15 protein-coding genes and 1 pseudogene are annotated in these 17,979 nt (G+C 60.5%); 6 read left to right on the top strand and 10 right to left on the bottom strand.

Annotated elements, in window-relative coordinates; translation table 11 throughout:
• Positions 1 to 64 precede the first annotated feature (64 nt).
• The 6 genes and pseudogenes from SJQ66_RS03015 to SJQ66_RS02990 all read right to left on the bottom strand — a co-directional run bounded on the left by SJQ66_RS03015 (position 65) and on the right by SJQ66_RS02990 (position 4,529).
• Complete coding sequence (locus SJQ66_RS03015; protein WP_024904030.1) at positions 65 to 478, bottom strand: response regulator; 414 nt, start codon at positions 476 to 478, stop codon at positions 65 to 67.
• 30 nt (positions 479 to 508) lie between these two features.
• Positions 509 to 1,516: a flagellar motor protein MotB gene (gene motB / locus SJQ66_RS03010; protein WP_024904029.1), complete on the bottom strand. Its 1,008-nt coding sequence runs from the start codon at positions 1,514 to 1,516 to the stop codon at positions 509 to 511.
• Positions 1,516 to 2,388, bottom strand: a complete 873-nt coding sequence (motA, locus tag SJQ66_RS03005) for a flagellar motor stator protein MotA (protein ID WP_024904028.1) — start codon at positions 2,386 to 2,388, stop codon at positions 1,516 to 1,518. The genes motB and motA overlap by 1 nt, the downstream gene beginning before the upstream one ends.
• A gap of 589 nt (positions 2,389 to 2,977) precedes the next feature.
• Positions 2,978 to 3,514: pseudogene (gene flhC / locus SJQ66_RS03000) on the bottom strand (flagellar transcriptional regulator FlhC); the annotation flags it as partial.
• A 22-nt stretch (positions 3,515 to 3,536) separates the two neighbouring features.
• Positions 3,537 to 3,857, bottom strand: a complete 321-nt coding sequence (gene flhD / locus SJQ66_RS02995) for a flagellar transcriptional regulator FlhD (RefSeq protein ID WP_024904026.1) — start codon at positions 3,855 to 3,857, stop codon at positions 3,537 to 3,539.
• 150 nt (positions 3,858 to 4,007) lie between these two features.
• Positions 4,008 to 4,529 (bottom strand): hypothetical protein, encoded by a 522-nt coding sequence (locus SJQ66_RS02990; protein WP_157685082.1) that lies wholly within the window; start codon positions 4,527 to 4,529, stop codon positions 4,008 to 4,010.
• Between the two features lie 357 nt (positions 4,530 to 4,886).
• Between SJQ66_RS02990 and SJQ66_RS02985 the strand changes: the two genes are divergently transcribed.
• Positions 4,887 to 6,155, top strand: coding sequence for an EAL and HDOD domain-containing protein (locus SJQ66_RS02985; protein ID WP_024904025.1), 1,269 nt, complete (start codon positions 4,887 to 4,889; stop codon positions 6,153 to 6,155).
• Between the two features lie 69 nt (positions 6,156 to 6,224).
• Here SJQ66_RS02985 and SJQ66_RS02980 read toward each other — a convergent pair whose 3' ends face one another.
• On the bottom strand, positions 6,225 to 7,241 hold the full coding sequence (locus tag SJQ66_RS02980; protein WP_024904024.1) for a 1-aminocyclopropane-1-carboxylate deaminase: 1,017 nt from the start codon (positions 7,239 to 7,241) through the stop codon (positions 6,225 to 6,227).
• Positions 7,242 to 7,440: 199 nt separating this feature from the next.
• Here SJQ66_RS02980 and SJQ66_RS02975 point away from each other — a divergent pair, with 199 nt between their 5' ends.
• A complete protein-coding gene (locus tag SJQ66_RS02975) occupies positions 7,441 to 7,941 on the top strand; it encodes an Lrp/AsnC family transcriptional regulator (protein WP_024904023.1) in 501 nt (166 codons plus the stop codon).
• Positions 7,942 to 7,944: 3 nt separating this feature from the next.
• Here the strand turns inward: SJQ66_RS02975 and SJQ66_RS02970 are convergent, their stop codons facing one another.
• A complete protein-coding gene (locus SJQ66_RS02970; RefSeq protein ID WP_320533830.1) occupies positions 7,945 to 9,264 on the bottom strand; it encodes an Nramp family divalent metal transporter in 1,320 nt (439 codons plus the stop codon).
• 141 nt (positions 9,265 to 9,405) lie between these two features.
• Here SJQ66_RS02970 and SJQ66_RS02965 point away from each other — a divergent pair, with 141 nt between their 5' ends.
• The gene (locus tag SJQ66_RS02965; protein ID WP_320533595.1) at positions 9,406 to 10,143 is read left to right on the top strand and encodes an N-acetylmuramidase family protein; all 738 of its coding nucleotides are present in this window, start codon (positions 9,406 to 9,408) and stop codon (positions 10,141 to 10,143) included.
• Here the strand turns inward: SJQ66_RS02965 and SJQ66_RS02960 are convergent.
• Positions 10,102 to 10,782: a TetR/AcrR family transcriptional regulator gene (locus tag SJQ66_RS02960; RefSeq protein ID WP_046152502.1), complete on the bottom strand. Its 681-nt coding sequence runs from the start codon at positions 10,780 to 10,782 to the stop codon at positions 10,102 to 10,104. The two genes, SJQ66_RS02965 and SJQ66_RS02960, sit on opposite strands and share 42 nt — an antisense overlap.
• Before the next feature lie 113 nt (positions 10,783 to 10,895).
• On the opposite strand from SJQ66_RS02960, the gene SJQ66_RS02955 reads away from it, so the two are divergent.
• The 3 genes from SJQ66_RS02955 to SJQ66_RS02945 are packed head-to-tail and all read left to right on the top strand — an operon-like array spanning position 10,896 to position 17,334.
• Positions 10,896 to 12,230, top strand: coding sequence for an efflux RND transporter periplasmic adaptor subunit (locus SJQ66_RS02955; RefSeq protein ID WP_253464044.1), 1,335 nt, complete (start codon positions 10,896 to 10,898; stop codon positions 12,228 to 12,230).
• Entirely contained in the window at positions 12,227 to 15,592 is a 3,366-nt protein-coding gene (locus tag SJQ66_RS02950; protein WP_320533594.1) for an efflux RND transporter permease subunit, read from the top strand. The genes SJQ66_RS02955 and SJQ66_RS02950 overlap by 4 nt, the downstream gene beginning before the upstream one ends.
• Positions 15,589 to 17,334, top strand: a complete 1,746-nt coding sequence (locus SJQ66_RS02945) for a TolC family protein (protein ID WP_320533593.1) — start codon at positions 15,589 to 15,591, stop codon at positions 17,332 to 17,334. The genes SJQ66_RS02950 and SJQ66_RS02945 overlap by 4 nt, the downstream gene beginning before the upstream one ends.
• Before the next feature lie 105 nt (positions 17,335 to 17,439).
• Here SJQ66_RS02945 and SJQ66_RS02940 read toward each other — a convergent pair whose 3' ends face one another.
• Positions 17,440 to 17,844, bottom strand: coding sequence for a hypothetical protein (locus tag SJQ66_RS02940; RefSeq protein ID WP_046152501.1), 405 nt, complete (start codon positions 17,842 to 17,844; stop codon positions 17,440 to 17,442).
• Between the last annotated feature and the right edge of the window lie 135 nt (positions 17,845 to 17,979).

Below are 17,979 nucleotides of genomic sequence, written 5' to 3'. Positions count from 1 at the left end.
ACCGGGCAGAAACTTCAATCGCTTCGTGAAATTCTTTGCTTAAAAAAAAGAATTTTGACGTGAATCAAGAACCTATCGCGCCACGGACGCTGACCAACACCTCGGTCAGCACCTGCGGGTCCAGCGGCTTCAACAGCCAGCCCGTGGCGCCGGCCTCGCGCGCTGCCGCCTTGAAGTCCTCGCCGTCCTCGGTGGTCAACAGCAAGATCGGTGTCTCGGCATAGGGCGCCAGGTGACGCAGGCCCGCGATCAGTTCGAGGCCGGTCAGGCCCGGCATATTGTGATCGGTCAACACCAGATCGAACACACGCCCTCCCACCGCGGTGGCCGCCACGGCCTTGGCGAGTCCTTCGCGGCCATCCTCGGCCAGCGTCACCTGATAACCGGCTGCCTCCAGCGTGGCGTCAAGGATCAGACGCATCGCTGGAGAATCGTCCACGGCCAGCACCGTAGGTTTTGTCGTGATGTCTTGGTTCATGATCTGCTCGCGATCTACTTGTTTGGCGCCTCAAGGCGCGACTTGGGTTCGAGAAGCGCCGATCGCCGCCGACTGCGCCTCGGCACTACGGGTATTGTCCAATACAGCCGGACGGGCACGGTCATTGATCAACTGGCGCTCCGCGCGCCGGTTCAATACCAGGATACTGATACGGCGATTGCGCGGATCGTAGGCATCGTCCGGATTGAATTGATTGGTATCCGCCAGACCGATCACGCGCAAGACACGGTCCTGCGACATGCCACCAGAGATCAGTTCGCGACGCGACGCATTGGCGCGATCGGCCGACAATTCCCAATTGGTATAGCCGTTTGCCTTACCGGCATACGGCGTCGCATCGGTATGACCTTCCAGGATCAGCCGATTCGGCACCTGGTTCAAGACAGGGCCCAGCTCCCGGAGGATCGCGCGCATATATGGCTCCACCTCGGCACTCGCACTGGCGAACATCGGTCGGTTTTTGGAGTCCACGATCTGGATGCGCAGACCATCTCGCGTGACATCGAGGACGATCTGGTTCCGGAATGGCTTCAACGCCGCGTTATGGTCCAGGGCATCCTCTATTCGCGACTGCAGGCTACGCAAGTTATCGTCCTCGGCTTCCTTCTGCAGCACGGCGTCCGGAGAAGGCACCGCATCCGACGTCATGCCAGGCGCGGATATCGGTTTGCCGGTGGGATCATGCGATGTCGGGTCGTTGATCGCCCGCGGGCCGTCCACCTTGCGCTGCTCACCGTCACGACGGGTAATGTCGGTGCCGCCCCCCTTCAAGACGCTGCGGCCATCGGCAGCGCGGTCGCCGCCGAGCAGTGACACCTTCAATGGTTGCTTGAAATAATCGGCGATGCCGTCGAGCTTGGCGCCGTTGACGGAACCGAGAAGCCACATCAATAGAAAAAAAGCCATCAACGCGGTCATGAAATCCGCGTAGGCGAGCTTCCAGCCGCCGCCATGCGACTTGGCCCGCACCGGGCCACCGCGACGGATGACGATGGGACGTTCGGGCCGGTTGTCCATCAGCGCGACCTCAATTCTTCCTTGACTTCCTTCACATGGGCTTCCAGCTCGGCGAACGTTGGACGCTCACTGCTGAACAACACCTTGCGACTGAATTCCACCGCTACCGACGGCTGATAACCATTCAGGTTGGCGAGAATGCCCACCTTGATACATTGCAGCACCTTCGTGGACTCGTCTACCCGCTGCTCGACCAAAGAAGCAAGCGGCGCAACAAACCCATAAGCCAGCAGGATGCCAAGGAACGTGCCGACCAATGCCTGCGCCAACAAGACGCCGAGTTCCGCAGGCGGCAGATTCGCCGATGCCATCGTATGCACCACCCCCATGACCGCGGCGACGATACCGAACGCCGGCAAGCCGTCGGCGGTCTTGTGCAGGCACTGCGCGGGCACTTCCCCCTCGGCATGATGCGTCTCGATTTCCTCATCCATCAGGTTTTCGAGCTCGAACGCATTCATGCTGCCGCTCACCATCAGCCGAAAGTAGTCCACCAGGAAATCGCGAATGACCGGATTGCCGCTGATACGCGGATAGGCCTTGAAGATGGGGCTGGCGTCAGGGTCCTCGATATCGGATTCGAGCTTCATCAGCCCTTCCTTTCGCCCCTTTGCCAACAGGCGATACAGGATCGCCATCAAATCCATATATAGTTGCTTATCGTAATGGGTGCGCCGCAGCAGCGTTGGCAACACCTTGAAAGTCGCACGTATCGACTTGCCGTTGTTGCCCACGATGAAGGCGCCCAACCCCGCGCCCGCGATCATCAGAAATTCGGCGGGCTGCAGCAGTGCGGCGAGATGCCCGCCGACCAGCGCATAACCGCCGAATACCGAGACCAACGTCACCAGATAACCGACAAAAACCAGCACACCGTTCCCCTTATGGTGCAAATCCCGCGTATTTCAAGGTAGGGGGACCGCATGTCGGATTCCCCTGAACACCATCCGTCACGCGCGCTGCTCGTGACGCTCCGTGAGGCCATCAGCGTCGCGCACGGGGTCTGCCCTCAAGCGCCCGAGTCTAGCAGGGTGTTACGGCTGTTAAGGGGAATTTCTGAAGGGTGTTTCATGCCTAGAGCGGCGACAGGACTTGCGCGGTTTGTGTTACCGCATCCTCCGCGAGGTCGGCCATGGTCACCGCATCCACCGGCATCGTGACATCGGCGTTGATCACCGCACGCATTGCGGCGTCCACGCTGGCATCCATCGCGCGTCGCGATTGGGCACGAGTGGCCTTCGCCACCTTCGCGACCTGCTCCAAACCGTCACGCCTGGCGACGCCGGTAGGCTTCGCCGTGTCCGGCGTCGCCAGGGCATCGCCGAGCGCATCGTGCGGCAACAACGCAGCGATCACGGCATTTTGCTCGACCAACGCCTCAAGCGTGGTAGCGTCGCTGTCGGCAAGCGCTTCCAATGCATCGGTCGTCAACACGTGTTCCGCCATCGCGTCCTCGGCCATCGCTTCATCGGCGGCAATCCGCCCAGCACGTGTCTTTCCGGCACGTGATGGCGGCTGGCAGAGGCCACACACCATGCCGTGCTTAGGATCATGTGCATGCACGACGAATTTCCCGCCGCAGCGCGAGCACGGCGCCGATTGAAGCATCCCGCTATCGAAGAAACGCAACAGCGTCCATGCCCGGGTCAATCCCAGCACCGCTTCACCGCCATGCAGCGCGACGTGCTCCAGGTACAGGCGGTAGGCACGGATGGTGGCCTGGATAGGCTCGCAACCGGCTTCGTCCACCATGAAGCGATACGTGTTGTAGAACATTGACGAATGGATGTTCGGCTGCCACGTCATGAACCAGTCGGTCGAGAATGGCAGCATTCCCTTCGGCGGCGACACGCCGCGCACTTCCTTGTAGAGCTTGATCAGGCGCTCGCGGCTCAAACCTACTTCCGCTTCAAGCACCTGCAGTCGCGCACCCAGTTCGATCAGTTCGATCGCCAACGTGATTTCGCGCGCTTCGAGGACGACACTGCGGCTGGCCATGGCTGTCAAATGTAAAAGTTTGTTAGCCGAGCTGCTCAGCAGGCTGTCCTGCAAGCAGAATAGCGGTATGCGACGAAGCGGAGTCTACGCTTTTGGTCGTGTGCGTCAGCGATGACAGCAGTGCGTGATCGTCGAAACGGAAGCGGCAAAGCAGTTGGCTGGACGAAGCGAGACGGACCGTCTGCGACAGCGTCAAGCTGACCAGCACATCGGCGATCTGCTCGGAAACCCCCAGGCGGAACATGCCCATCGCCTTGTCGTCGCGCAGCAAACGCTGGCAGAGCATCAAGTACGACAGATTGACTTCCCTGAGTTCATCTAGTGTGGAATTGCCGTTACTCATGTTCTGTCCCCAGATGGAGAAGAGGTTGACCGTCTTCAGCGCACTGTCGCTCGGGTCAGCCGGATTCCGGACATCGCCTTGTTTGCGTCTCGTGCTGCAGTGAAGCCATTGTGGCCAACCGCACGAGCGGCGCATATCGGAAGAAGATGCCTATCTGAGTACAGCGTTTTTCTCACACGCTGTAAGAACTTTTCCTACATTTCCCTTGGACTTGCCCGGTAAAACCACGCGAACCCTTGTATTTACGGGTTCCTGACAGTCCGGACTAACGGCCTGGTTGCGCGAGACTTTAGGGGCAATTTCAGAAATTTTTTCGACATAACGCAAAATACGGTAAAACGTGCTGAAATATTTTCTAACGCAGTAGCAAATTCGCCACGTTTGTCGCTGTTTTTTCACGACATCGCGCTGGAAGCCCCGTAATACGGTCGTTTGAATGATCGTGCGACAGACGGTCGCAGCATACTCAGGCGCGCACAAAAGGTCAAAGTTACCGAAAAACGAGAATTTGCCGAGACCTGAGCGACTGCCCTTCAGAATTGCCGTGTCGCGGCCGATAAACAGCACAGCTTGGAGAACACATCCGCGAAGTTCGCAACGTGCGCCAGTATGGGGCTGGACGTTGCGGAAACTGCGTTTCGCCGAAAGGCGCCCCGCACCGGGGGTGGGCATCGAGGAGATATTTCGATCTACCAGTTTCGCGTCTCGCGACGTCTGGGCAGGCAATGTTCACACAGCGTGAAAAGCGCTGCGTGTCGGGCCACCGCCTGACGCCGCGAAGCGACATCCGCCACGCGTAAAAGCGGAGGTGGATGCGCTGATCGGGTAATGTGTGTCACGATTACGGGCCGCGCGGAATAACCATTTCCGCCAGCAGTCCGCGCAGTGCTCGTGACGCCCGTACTTGAGCGCACGCTACCCATGCGAACGCGCTTGCATGGCAGCACCCTGGCAGAAACAGTAGTAGTGGGCGAAAGAACCGCAAGCGTTCCTGGCCGCATTGAAAAGAATCGCATGCGAGAACCCAAAATGACGAACATCGATCCGGCCCGTGCCGGAGACGCGGCGAACGTCTACCTTGGCCGTCAGCCAATCATCGACCGGAATGGGTCGCTGGTAGGCTATGAGCTGCTGTACCGCAGCAGCTCGCGCAATGCCGCATTGGTTGCCGACGACACTGAGGCAACATCGCATGTGATTGCGACGATGCTCGGCGAATTTGGCATGGGTACCGTTCTTGGCGCTGACATTGGCTATATCAACGTCAACCGCGACATCCTTTTCAGCGATCTGCTGTCGGTACTGCCACCGCGATTGTTCGTGCTGGAAATCCTTGAATCCGTCGAATTGGACGAAGCGCTGCTGGCACGCTGCAAGGAATTGCGGTCTCTTGGATTCCGTCTCGCGTTCGACGACGTTTCCATCAACAGCGTCGAGGCGCTGGCGTATCTGCAGCACGTGGATGTTGCAAAGATCGATTTTTTCCGGTGCTCGAAGACGGACCTGCCCAAGGTCCTTGCGATGGTCAAGCGCGCCGGCTGCATCGCGTTAGCGGAAAAAGTCGAGACATTGGAGGCGTATAACCTCGCGCGGTCGCTGGGGTTCGACCTCTTCCAGGGCTATTTTTTCTCGCGCCCGGAAGTCTTGTCGTCGCGCCGACTGTTGACGGACCGTGTACCGCTGTTGAACCTGCTCGGGCTTCTGGGACGCGATGCTGGCGTGCAGCAGATCGAATCCGAGATCAAGCGCATTCCAAAACTGATCGTGCAATTGCTGCGCTTTGCCAACAGCGGTGCATACAGTCTTGCACGGCCGGTCACGTCGCTGCGCGAAGCCACGCTTGCCGTGGGCATTCGCCAGATCTCGCGTTGGACACAGCTGTTGCTGTATGCAAATAGCGACGACAACCCGATCCGTACCGATCCGTTGATCCAGATGATCGGCATGCGCGCCCGCTTCATGGAATTGACAACCGAATTTCTGTACCCGGGCGAGGACGACTTTGCGGATCAGGCATTCATGACGGGCGTGTTCTCGATGGCCGAATCGATGTTCGGTTCGGCGAATATCGATGTGATGCGTGAGTTGCGTATCCCGCCGGTCATCGCCGCCGCGATCGGACCGGAACGGCAAGGTAAGCTGGGCGCGTTGCTCGCCTGCGCGGAAGCGGTGGAACGCAGCGAGGCCGAAGGTATCGAAGCCGCCTGCGAGCGCATGCCAGGCATGGAGCCTGAAGATGCCGGCCGTATCAGCCTGGCGGCGCTACGATGGATCACACAGTATTCGCTGAGCGTGTGAACGGATGCGCGGCGGGGTAGGTGACGGACATCCAACCTGCCTGAACAGGCCATCGGAACGCGATGGCACTCAGCCGTTGCGGAACAGGAAACTGTATCCGTTCAGCGCCGGCACACCACCCAGATGGGCGTAGAGCACCTTCGATCCTTCTGGAAATTCGCCGTTGCGCACCATCTGGATCATGCCGTCCATCGACTTGCCCTCATAGACAGGATCGGTCAACATGCCCTCCAGCTTTGCGCAGAGACGGATGGCCTCCAACGTCCCTTCATTGGGAAGCCCGTATTCCGGTCCGCCGAAGCGCGTATCCAGAACGACATCGTCTGCCGTGATGTCTTGATCGAGATCCACCAGCGCCGCGGTGTTTTTCGCGATCCGGAGAATCTGTTCATGCGTCCTTTCCGGCTTCGCCGAGGCATCGATGCCGATGACACGCCGGGCGCGGCCGTCGTCAGCGAAACCCACCACCATCCCGGCCTGCGTGCTGCCGGTGACCGCGCACACCACGATATAGTCGAATTTGAAGCCCAGCTCGGCTTCCTGCTGCCGAACTTCTTCAGCAAATCCGACAAAACCAAGGCCACCCAAGGGATGTTCGGAACAGCCCGCTGGGATGGGGAACGGCTTGCCGCCCTCCTCACGTACGCTTTGCATCGCGTCTTCCCAACTCTTTCGTATCCCGATATCAAAGCCGTCGGCGACCAGCCTCACATCAGCGCCCATGATGCGTGACATCTGGATATTGCCGACACGGTCATACACCGCGTCCGAGTAATTCACCCAGTTCTCTTGCACCAATACGCACTTCATCCCGAGGTGTGCCGCCACCGCTGCGACTTGACGCGTCTGGTTGGACTGAATGCCACCGATGGACACCAATGTGTCGCATCCCTGCGCCAATGCCTCGGGAATCAAGTACTCGAGCTTGCGCGTCTTGTTCCCTCCGAAGGCAAGTCCACTGTTGCAGTCTTCCCGCTTCGCATAAAGCGCGACTTTCCCTCCCAGGTGCGCACTCAGTCGCTTCAGCGGATGGATGGGCGTGGGACCAAACGTCAGGGAATATTTTGGGAAGCGCTTCAGGTTCATTGGAAAGTCCTCTATGGATGATCGCATCGTGCTGGTGCGCATACGTCAAAAGCGGGTGCGTTGCCACGGTGTGGCACAGAGGAAATCCTACCGAAAATGCCGAGAAATTTGCTTGCGAAGAAATGAAGCTTTCATTAATTTATCTGCATAATATCGCTATATTTTTTTTCTAAATTTTGTTATTTCGTGCTTTCACGCAATGAAAAAATCCACAGACAAGCTTGATGCGCCCCTCTCTGCCGAATCCATGGATCGCGTTGATCGCCAGATCCTGAAGCAATTACAGACGGATGCTTCGATATCGAATGTCGCGCTCGCGGCCAGGGTCAATCTCAGTGCGCCCGCATGCTTGCGGCGCGTGGAAAGATTGAAAGAGGCTGGTTTGATTCGCGCCACCGTGGCGCTGCTGGATGCCAAGAAAGTGGATGCCGGGACGATGGTGCTCATCGGTGTGTTGCTCGACCGATCAACACCCGAATCGTTCATGGCGTTTGAGAAAGCCGCCCGTAAAGTACCGGGGTGCATGGAATGCCATGTGGTAACCGGGGAGTTCGACTACTTCATGCTGGTGCGTACACGCGATAACGACAGCTTCAACAAACTCCATGCGGACCAGTTGTTGTATCTGCCAGGCGTCCGTCAAATACGCTCGTTCATGGTGCTACGCGAAATATTGTCGACCACCGCGTTTCCGATCTGATGGTCAGCTGAAGGTCTGCACCACGAGCCAGATGTTCGCCAGCGTAATGGCGGCGAACAAGCCCCACGCAACGTGCCTTGTCAGCCAGCTGTTGGCCAGCGGACCCATCACGCTCCGGTCATTGGTCATCCGGATTAGCGGCCACAACACGAAAGGCAATTGCAAACTCAGCACGACCTGACTTGCAACCAGCAACATGCCCACCGCATGCTCACCCACCCATGCAACGCCGATGAAAGCGGGGATGAGTGCCAGACCCCGTGTGATCAGCCGACGCTGCCAGCACGGAATTTTCAGATGCAGGAAACCTTCCATCACGACTTGCCCCGCTACGGTGCCCGTGAACGTCGCGCTTTGCCCGGACGCCAGCAACGTTAGCGCGAACAACGTGGCGGCAAGTCCCGTTCCAACGATGGGTGCCAGTAGTTTGTAAGCATCCTCGATCTCTGTCACGGTCTGATGTCCCGTCGCGTGGAACGCCGCACCTGCGAGGATCAGGATTGCGGCGTTGATTAACATCGCCAATATCAAGGAGCCGATGGTGTCCATGCGGAGCAAGCGGATCGCGTCCCGCTTCCGAGGCAGCGTGTTCCCGGCAACACGCGTTTGCACGATCGAGGAATGTAAGTAAAGGTTGTGCGGCATCACGGTCGCCCCGAGTATCCCGATTGCCAGATAGACCGGCTCGCGCGACGACAACGTGTGCCATGACGGCACGAGGCCCGCTGCGACGGACGGCCAATGCGGCTTGACCAGGATCAATTCGACCACATAGCCAATGCTAATGGTCGCGATCAGTCCTAGCATGATCGCTTCCAACTGCCGGAAGTTCTTTCCCTTTAACCCCAGGACGATGAACGTATCGAGTGCCGTCAGTGCGATGCCCCACGCCAATGGCACACCAAGCAGCAAGTGAAACGCCAAAGCACCGCCAAGCACCTCTGCCAGGTCGCACGCGATGATCGCGATCTCCGCGAGCAACCATTGCCCCTTCGCAAGCGCAGGGCTGTAGCGGTCACGAGACAATTGGGCGAGGTCCCTGCCGGTGGCCACGCCGAGGCGCATCGCCAGACACTGCAGCACCATCGCCGCCACACTGGAGAGGACAACGACAAACAGCAGGCGATATCCGTATTTCGACCCCGCCTCGATATCGGTCGCCCAGTTTCCCGGGTCCATATACCCGATAGACACGAGTAACCCTGGACCGACGAATTTCGCCAAGCGTGACCAGAACGGTGCATCCGCTGATATAGATACGCTGCCGCGTACTTCCGAGGGACAAAACGGCGCCGTTGCCGTCGTCGGAAACTTGATGGGCAGTTTGAAAATAGCCAATTGGAAAAAGACGTTCGTTTATGAGATGGCGGTGTCGCGTCAATGACATTGCCGCCGGGTACCAACCTTATACCGAATAGCCAGTCAATCGACGATTTCGCATTGTCTTATATTGCACGATCACGCGTGGGGTTACGGTCTCTCTTCGACAACGACAACCCGACGATCGCGCCACAACGGCGTGGCGTTCTACTCCTCTGCGCAATGACAACTTCAACCACATCTGAATCCCGCAACGGTGTCGGCCAGACGACGATTGACTTACTCAGCGCGGCATTGCAAGTGGACGCGGCCGCGCTTCACGCAGTCTGGTCCGTGGAATCCGCCCGCGCGTCATTCCAGGCGGACGGGCGCCCCACGATTCTTTTCGAGCGACATATCTTTTGGCGACGACTGGTGGCATACGGCACCGATCCACAGATCCATGCCGCACGAGAACCCGGCCTGGTGTCGCGCGCACCAGGTGAATACGGCAGCGCCGCGAGCCAGCACGCGCGACTCGCCCGTGCAGAAAACATTCATCGCGCCGCGGCGCGTGAATCCGCGAGTTGGGGGGCATTCCAGATCATGGGATTTCATTGGCGCGCGTTGGGCTATGACAGCATCGATACATTCGTCGATGCGATGTACCGCGACGAGGCGGCGCATTTCGATGCGTTGGCGCGCTTTCTCCGTCTAGACCCTCGCCTGCTGCCGGCACTGCGTGCGCAAAATTGGTCGACGTTCGCCTTCGCCTACAACGGGCCGGCATATCGAAAAAACCGTTACGATGAAAAGCTGGCACATGCCTATCAGCAATTCAAGGCGACAACCGAGTCTCTTTCATCCGGCGGCGCGCCCCAGCAGGGATTCAAAATAGTGTGACAGCACAGCGGCCATCATAGGCTCGGTGACGGTCTCAGGGTCGGCCAGATGGGTCAGATTCATGCCATCGCACATGGCGATCAGGCCAATGGCCAATTGCTCGGCCGGCAGTACGATCAGCGCTCGGGCCGTAGAGGATATCTCCGCCCCCCCCTTTTCGTTATTTACCGCACTGCCCCCTACGCGCTCGCGATACGCCTCGACAAAGTCGGCAATCACCGCATAGCCTTCCGCCATCAATTCGCGCAACGTTTCGCGGAAAGACGGATCCCGGATGGCCATTAGTTTGGCCTCCATCCATCCCAAAAAGCAAATGCGATTGCAGCGCAGGTTTTGGTAATACGCCAGAACGGCCTGCTCCAGATCCAGTGGTGGCAAATCCCCACTGAAGACCTGCGCCAGTTCGTCTATCAGCCGTTGCTGTTCCCGCCTCAATAACGCGAGTAGCAGCGCCGCCTTGTCGTCGAAATTCGAATAAAACGCCCCGCGACTGAACCCCGCCTCCGCGACGACGTCTTCCACCGATGCCGATGCCAACCCCTGGCGCTCGACCAGCACAGCCGCGGCGTCCAAAAGGCGTTCACGCGTCAGGGCGCGGCTGGCTTCCCGACTGAGTCGCGGATTCGGTTTTTTATTCATCGCGAGATAGTAGCGTGAAAAAATAAAAGATACATTATATTCAGATTCATATTGTATCTGAATATAATGTGTATTACTATCGAAAACTGCCGATACCCGACCTGGAGACCGACGTGCCGCTTATCCATGAAAACTCGCGGAATTACCCGCACGTTCGCCGGGACGCACGCTGGTGGGTCGCGTTGGCGGATAGCAATCGGGGCGACCTTTCGGCGAGGCGGCGGCTCCGAAGCGTCTTACCTTGGACCATGGCTTTCCTGGCAGTAGCGGGCATGACGGCTTGCGACAAAACCCCACCGCGGGAGACAAGCCCACGCACGGTGATTACGGCGATCGCCGTTGGCAGCGCCGCGACGACGGCGAGCGGCACGCAGGGTGCCACCGGCGGGAGATTTTCAGGCGAGGTGGCGGCGCAGATCGACACCGCGTTATCGTTTCGGGTGAGTGGCCTGATGGTCGCGCGCCCCTTCCAGGCCGGCGACCGGGTCGCACAGGGTGCGGTGCTCGCGCGACTCGATGCCGCGGACGCGCAAGCCCAGGCGAAGGCCACTGACACGGCGGCCCGTACCGCGGCCGACAATCTGCGGATCGCCACGATCCAGCGCAATCGTGACCAGAAACAGGCGGATGCGGGGCTGATTGCCCCCGCCGAGCGCGAACGGAGTGAGCAGCAATATCTGTCAGCCATGGCGGACAACGCACGCGCGCAACAACAAGCGACGGCAGCGCGAAATCAATTGCGCTATCAGCAGATCATCGCGGAACGGGCCGGTGTCATCACCGATGTCCGCGCGGAGCCCGGGCAGACCGTTTCGGCCGGACAGGTCGTCTACACCATGGCCATTGACGGTCCGCGTGATTTCATCGCCCAGGTTGCCGATACGACAGTGGCATCGTTGCAGGTCGGCATGCCGGCGAGTGTCGTATTGAATGCTCTGCCCGAGCGGCGATTTCCGGTCCACGTCCGTGAAGTCGCTGCCGCGGCCAATCCACGTAGTCGCACATACGCGGTCAAGCTCGCTTTCGATCGCGAGGACCCGGCGGTCCTGCTGGGCATGAGTGGCACCGTTCTGCTTGACGGCGCCGCGCGCGCGAAGGCAAGCATGGACGAAAACGCGCGTGCACAGGCCGGTACAATCCCGCATGGCGAAGCGACAGGTGTGATCGTTCCCGCCACGGCGCTGTTCCACGTACAGCAGTCGCCGGCTGTCTGGGTCGTGGACCCCAATACGCACGCGGTGGCATTGCGACCCGTGGAAGTCGCGCGGTACGGGGCGAACGAGGTAACGTTGCGAGGGGGACTTCGTGCCGGTGAACAAGTGGTGGCGCGCGGCGTCAACGTCCTGTCGGCGGGCGTGAAAGTAACGCCCCATCTGGACGACGGACGCGCGATCCTGTCAAAGCCGGCGGTGACGGCGAAGTCGGCCAGCGAGGGCGCGTCGCAATGAGTACGTCTGATCGTGGCAACCTCTCCGCGTGGACATTACGGCATCAGTCGTTTGTCATTTTCGCGCTCGTCCTCGTCACGGTGTTCGGGGTGTTGTCCTATTCGCGGCTATCCCAGTCCGAGGATCCACCCTACACCTTCAAGACCATGGTCGTACGAACGATGTGGCCAGGCGCCAGCGCCGAGCAGGTTCAATCGTTGGTAACCGATAAGATCGCACGGACGTTACAGCAGACGCCCGATGTCGATTTCCTGCGTGCTTATTCGCGTCCCGGCGAATCCACGTTGTTTTTTACGATCCTCGACAGTGCCCCGAGCAGCAGCGTGCAGGACACGTGGTATCAGGTGCGTAAAAAAGTGGGGGATATGTCCTATACGCTACCGCAAGGCGTGCAAGGACCGTATTTCAACGACGAATTCGGTGATGTCTACACCAACGTCTACGCGTTGCAGGGAGACGGTTTCTCACCAGACGAATTACGTGCTTATGCGGACGCGCTTCGCTTCCAGTTATTGAAAGTGCCAGGCGTGGCAAAGGTCGATTATTTTGGCGACCAGCGTCCGGAAATCGATATCGAAATCGACAACGCCCGACTCGCCCAACTCGGTATCGCGCCAAACGATATTGCCGCGGCGATCCGCGCACAGAATGCGGTCAGTGCGGCGGGCACCATCGATACGTCCGAGGATCGCATCACGGTACGGCCATCAGGGCAGTTCGGCCCCTATGCGCCGGCCGCGACGCCCGCCACCGCCTCGGGCGACGTTCGCCAACAACCGTACGACCCCGATGCCACCGCCCGCGCCGCGCTGGGTAACGTGCTGCTGCGCGCGCCTGCGGCCAACACCACCGCGACACAGGGTGGCGCAAGTGGGACGGCCGCAGGCGCGACATTCCGGCTAGGCGATATCGCCACCATCCGGCGCGGGTATGCCGACCCGCCGTCGGAAACCATGCGCTTCGGCGGCAAACCGGTGCTGGGAATCGGCGTCACGATGGTTCATGATGGAGACGTGATCGCAATCGGCCAGGCACTCGACGCGAAAGTTGCCGCGTTACAACCCACCCTGCCCGCGGGCTTGTCGCTGCTGCCCGTTACCAGCATGCCGCACGCCGTGTCCAGCTCGGTTTCCGAATTTATCCATTCGGTCGCGGAAGCCGTGATTATCGTTCTCCTGGTCAGCCTGGTGTCGTTGGGATGGCGCACCGGCATGGTGGTCGTCATCTCGATTCCGCTGGTGCTGGCCGCGACGGCACTCGGTATGTCGGTTTTCGGCATCGGCCTGCACAAAGTGTCACTCGGCACACTGATCCTGGCATTGGGCTTGCTCGTCGACGATGCGATCATCGCCGTCGAAATGATGTCCGTGAAATTGGCGCAAGGATGGGAGCGCGGCAAGGCTGCGGCCTTTGCCTACACCAGCACCGCCTTTCCGATGCTGACCGGTACGCTCGTGACGGTTGCAGGCTTCCTGCCCATTGCACTCGCGCGCTCGGGGACCGGCGAATACACGCGATCCATCTTCGAGGTGTCGGCGTTGGCGTTGTTGCTGTCCTGGTTATCCGCCGTCATCGTCGTACCCCTGCTCGGATACCACCTGCTCCGCAAGAAAGCGAAAGCGAATACGCCGCGGGATGTGTCGTCGAACCCGGACACGCAGGCACCGTCCGCGGCGGACCATGACGGCGCTTACGACTCCCGCTTTTATCATCGCCTGCGTCATTTGATCGGCTGGTGCATCACACGGCGCGGGCGCGTGCTGCTAGGCACGGGCATTGCGTTTGTATTGGCGCTGGCAGGTTTCAGCCTGGTATCACAGCAATTCTTCCCGAGCTCCAATCGCCCTGAATTGCTGATCGATCTGCGATTGCCCGACAATGCGTCATACGACGCCACGCTGACGCAGGTGAAGCGCCTGGAAACCATATTGCGCGACCGGCCCGCGCTCGCCCAGCACATCACCAACAGCACGGCTTTTGTCGGCAGCGGCGCGCCGCGCTTTTTCCTCTCGCTTGACCAACAACTGGCGCAACCCAATTTTGCGCAGTTCCTGGTTACCGCAAAGTCCGCGGAAGACCGCGAGGCATTGGCCGAGGCGCTGCGTCCCATCCTGCGCGACAGCTTCGGCTTCTTGCGTACCCGCCTCACGCGCCTGGAAACCGGGCCGCCCACCGGTTATCCGGTTCAGTTCCGTATCAGCGGCGACAACATCACTACGGTCCGACAGATCGCCGACCAGGTGGCCGCACGCATCGGCACCGATGCACGGGTGCGAGACATTCAATTGGACTGGGACGAACCCGGCAGACGCGCCCTTACCTTTGATGTGGACCAGGCAAAGGCACGCGCCGTAGGCGTCAGCTCGCAGGACATCGCGCAGTTCCTTGCAATGACCGTGGACGGCTATCCTGTCACGCAATGGCGCGAGGATGACCGTCTGGTACCGATCGTCTTGCGCGGTCCACGCGATGAGCGACGTGACCCGGCACGCCTGATGCAATTGTCGATGCCGACGCCACAGGGCCCGGTACCGCTCAACGCGCTCGGGCGCTTCGTGCCGGGCCTGGACTACAGCGTGATCTGGACGCGCGACCGGCAACCGGTCATTACCGTGCAAGCCGATGTGGTCGATGGCGCTTCAGGTCTGAACGTGATGGCCGTACTGGACAAGGAATTGGCACCGATTCGCGCGGCGCTTCCCGTCGGATATATGGTGAAGGCAGGGGGACCGATCGAGGAGAACGCGAAGGCGCAGGGCTCGATCTTTGTCCAATTGCCGCTGTTCGGCCTTGTCGTGCTGGTGTTGCTGATGATGCAGCTACAAAGTTTCTCCCGCACCCTCCTCGTTATCTTGACCGCGCCGCTCGGCCTGATCGGCGTGGTCGCCGCCTTGCTACTGTTCCATCAGCCTTTCGGCTTCGTCGCCATGCTCGGCGTGATTGCCATGTTCGGCATCATCATGCGCAATTCGGTCATCCTGGTGGACCAGATCGAAACGGATATTCGCGCAGGCCATCCGCGCCTGGATGCCATCGTCGATGCCACCGTGCGCCGATTCCGTCCCATCGTACTGACCGCCGCCGCCGCTGTGCTGGCCCTCATTCCGTTATTGCGTAATAGCTTTTTCAGCCCGATGGCCACGGCCCTGATGGGCGGCATCACGGTCGCCACCTTGCTGACCGTGTGCTTTGTTCCTGCCTTGTATGCAGCATGGTTCCGCGTCAAACCGGACGAAACGAACGAGGCCAGGCGTAATCTGCCTGATGACGATGGAAACGGAGGCAACGCATCACGGGCCGGGACCGCGCCCAGATCGCATCCATCCGATGATGGACTTCCCGTAAAAGGAGCGGACGCATGAAACGCACGCTACTGCCACGCCCCGGTGCACGCCATGCAGCCGACCACCGCACGGATTCTACAAGCGCGCCTCGCCCCGGCCTGTTCGCACGCCAGCGGCAAAGCCATCCCATTCACCGCGACGATGCGCCGACGCCACCACGGCAGCCACACGCCACGTACCTTGCTTGCGCGCTATTCGCGTGCGCGCTGCTGGACGGCTGTACACATCTGGTCCCCGATGCCACGCCGCCCCAGGTCACCGTGCGTGACGATCAGGGGGTCTTCCGCGCACCTGATGTCGTTGTACCCGCGGTACCCGTTATCGCGCCCGCCGCGTCGATGCCCGCCGATAGCACTGCCGCAACGAAGACGGCACCCTGGTGGCATCGTCTCGGGCAGCCTGCATTGGCAGCAACCGTCGACGAAGCATTGGCGCGAAATCCCGGCTTGGACGGGACAGAGAAACAGCTCGCGGCCGCCCGTCACGTATTGCAGGCAGCCATCGGTAATGCGACGTTGCCGTCGGTCGATCTCGGCGCCGACGCATCGCGCACGCGTGGGCCTGGCATTCCGACCATTGGGCCCGACGGGACCCTGCAGAAATCCGGGACAGCGTTCTACGACGATTGGTCGACATTCGTCAGCGCATCCTATGACGTCGATCTCTTCGGCGCCACACGCCTGGACAATGAAACACGACGTAAACAGATCGACACGGAAGCCGCGCAGCGCGACGCGGCACGCCTGGCGTTGGCCTCTCGCGTCGCCACGACGACGATCACGCTCTCCGCGCTCCAAGCCCAATGGCAAAACGCCGTCCGCACCGCCGCGCTGTCCGACGCCGACTTGGAAACCACGCTGCGCCGTGCGGCACTCGGCGCTGTCAATGACGATGCGGTGCTGTCGGCACGGATGCAGGCCGACTCGGCACATGCAGCGGTGGCGGCGGTGGAGACACAACGCGCAACCGCTCGCCACGCCTTGGCAGCACTGCTCGGACGCACACCGGACGCGGCGCCCCAGCCGCTGCCGTTCAATACACACCGCGATCCGGGAAGCAATGGAGACGGCACACTCGCCCCGGGCGGCGCGCCCATGAATCGGACCGCCCTGGACAGCACGGGCACGAATGCGGCAAACGCGGGGCCACATGGGGCAAACGGTGCCGGCATCCCGATTCCGACTGTCGTGCCATCGGAACTATTGGCGCAAAGGCCGGACATTCGCGCCGCCACGGCAGCGTTGCAAGGTAGCGCGATGGCGGTAGGGGTTGCGCGCGCGGCGATGTTGCCGCAGTTGAAACTGACCGCACGGCTGGGCCGTGGCGGCTTTCTCCAACCTGATTTGTTGTCCGGACCCGCGTGGATCTGGTCGGCGGCAGCGCAACTGAGCGCGCCTCTGTTCCACGGCGGCGCCTTGCGGGAACAAGTGCGCGGGGCGCAGCAGACATTCGAGGCAAGCAAGGCGCAGTATCGGCAAACGGTCTTGCAGGCCTTCCAGCAGGTCGCCGATGCATTGTCAGCGTTGGACGCGGATCGCACGCGTATCGATGCATTGGAGAAGCGTACGGCGTCCGCGGAGCGCAGTACGGACCGCCAACGAGAAAAGGCACGCCTCGGGGCGGTGCCGACGACGACCGTGCGAGCCGCGGAACAACAGGCCTTGTCCGCGGAGCGCGATTTGATCGACGCACGTGCCACGCAATGGCAAGACTTGATCAAACTGTACGAAGCGATCGGCGCCACGGTACCGGCCGCGTGACATTTTCACCATCAGACGCAGCATGGCACGTCTGCGAAAGCATGAAGCAATTGGCATCCAAGGCCGCGTAACGTCGGAACGCAATGCACATGTTGGCGTAAGCGACTAAGCACTTACGTGTTCGTTCATCCAGGTGCTTTCGGCCAGGTCGAACAGTCCGGCGCAAACCTCGATGGCCACGTCAGGCGCAACCGCGTTCATCACCGTCACGGCGTCCAACGCCGTGGCGATCACCTGCATCGCCGTTTGCTGTTGCCGCAATGCGGCGAGCCGCGCCACTTCGTGACGGCACCAACGGTTCAATTCGTCGATCGCGGCCCACACCTGCGCAGGCGCCGAGGCACCATCAAAACGTGGCATGGGTCCGTAAGCGAGTGCGGGGCCCGCGACGCCCGGCATCGCGACCATCCGCTCGCGGACGGCTTCCCACTCGTCTGCAAGCGACAGGGCAACGTCTAACGACGGGCAATCGGGCGACCCGATATCCCCTTTCGGGATTGCCAATGCCATTGCATCATGCACTAGACGGAGCCGGGGGTTGATTCGATTCGACGGCATTATGGATATCTCTTTTCCAAACATCGCCGCATGCGATCGTCGGTACGCTTCGCGAGGGCTCACTTCCCCTGTGTCGCGGATGCGGGA

It is taken from the genome of Robbsia andropogonis, assembly GCF_034047095.1.
Lineage (GTDB): Bacteria > Pseudomonadota > Gammaproteobacteria > Burkholderiales > Burkholderiaceae > Robbsia > Robbsia andropogonis.
The sequence above is the reverse complement of the archived record's forward strand: the minus strand, read 5'-3'. Positions and strand labels throughout refer to the sequence as shown.

Coding starts and splice junctions, on each gene's coding strand:
- SJQ66_RS02990 (WP_157685082.1), bottom strand. CDS start 4,529: ATGCCCACCCCCGGTGCGGGGCGCCTTTCGGCGAAACGCAGTTTCCGC.
- motB (WP_024904029.1), bottom strand. CDS start 1,516: ATGGACAACCGGCCCGAACGTCCCATCGTCATCCGTCGCGGTGGCCCG.
- SJQ66_RS02985 (WP_024904025.1), top strand. CDS start 4,887: ATGACGAACATCGATCCGGCCCGTGCCGGAGACGCGGCGAACGTCTAC.
- SJQ66_RS03015 (WP_024904030.1), bottom strand. CDS start 478: ATGAACCAAGACATCACGACAAAACCTACGGTGCTGGCCGTGGACGAT.
- SJQ66_RS02950 (WP_320533594.1), top strand. CDS start 12,227: ATGAGTACGTCTGATCGTGGCAACCTCTCCGCGTGGACATTACGGCAT.
- flhD (WP_024904026.1), bottom strand. CDS start 3,857: ATGAGTAACGGCAATTCCACACTAGATGAACTCAGGGAAGTCAATCTG.
- SJQ66_RS02975 (WP_024904023.1), top strand. CDS start 7,441: ATGAAAAAATCCACAGACAAGCTTGATGCGCCCCTCTCTGCCGAATCC.
- SJQ66_RS02980 (WP_024904024.1), bottom strand. CDS start 7,241: ATGAACCTGAAGCGCTTCCCAAAATATTCCCTGACGTTTGGTCCCACG.
- SJQ66_RS02960 (WP_046152502.1), bottom strand. CDS start 10,782: ATGAATAAAAAACCGAATCCGCGACTCAGTCGGGAAGCCAGCCGCGCC.
- SJQ66_RS02945 (WP_320533593.1), top strand. CDS start 15,589: ATGAAACGCACGCTACTGCCACGCCCCGGTGCACGCCATGCAGCCGAC.
- SJQ66_RS02940 (WP_046152501.1), bottom strand. CDS start 17,844: ATGGCATTGGCAATCCCGAAAGGGGATATCGGGTCGCCCGATTGCCCG.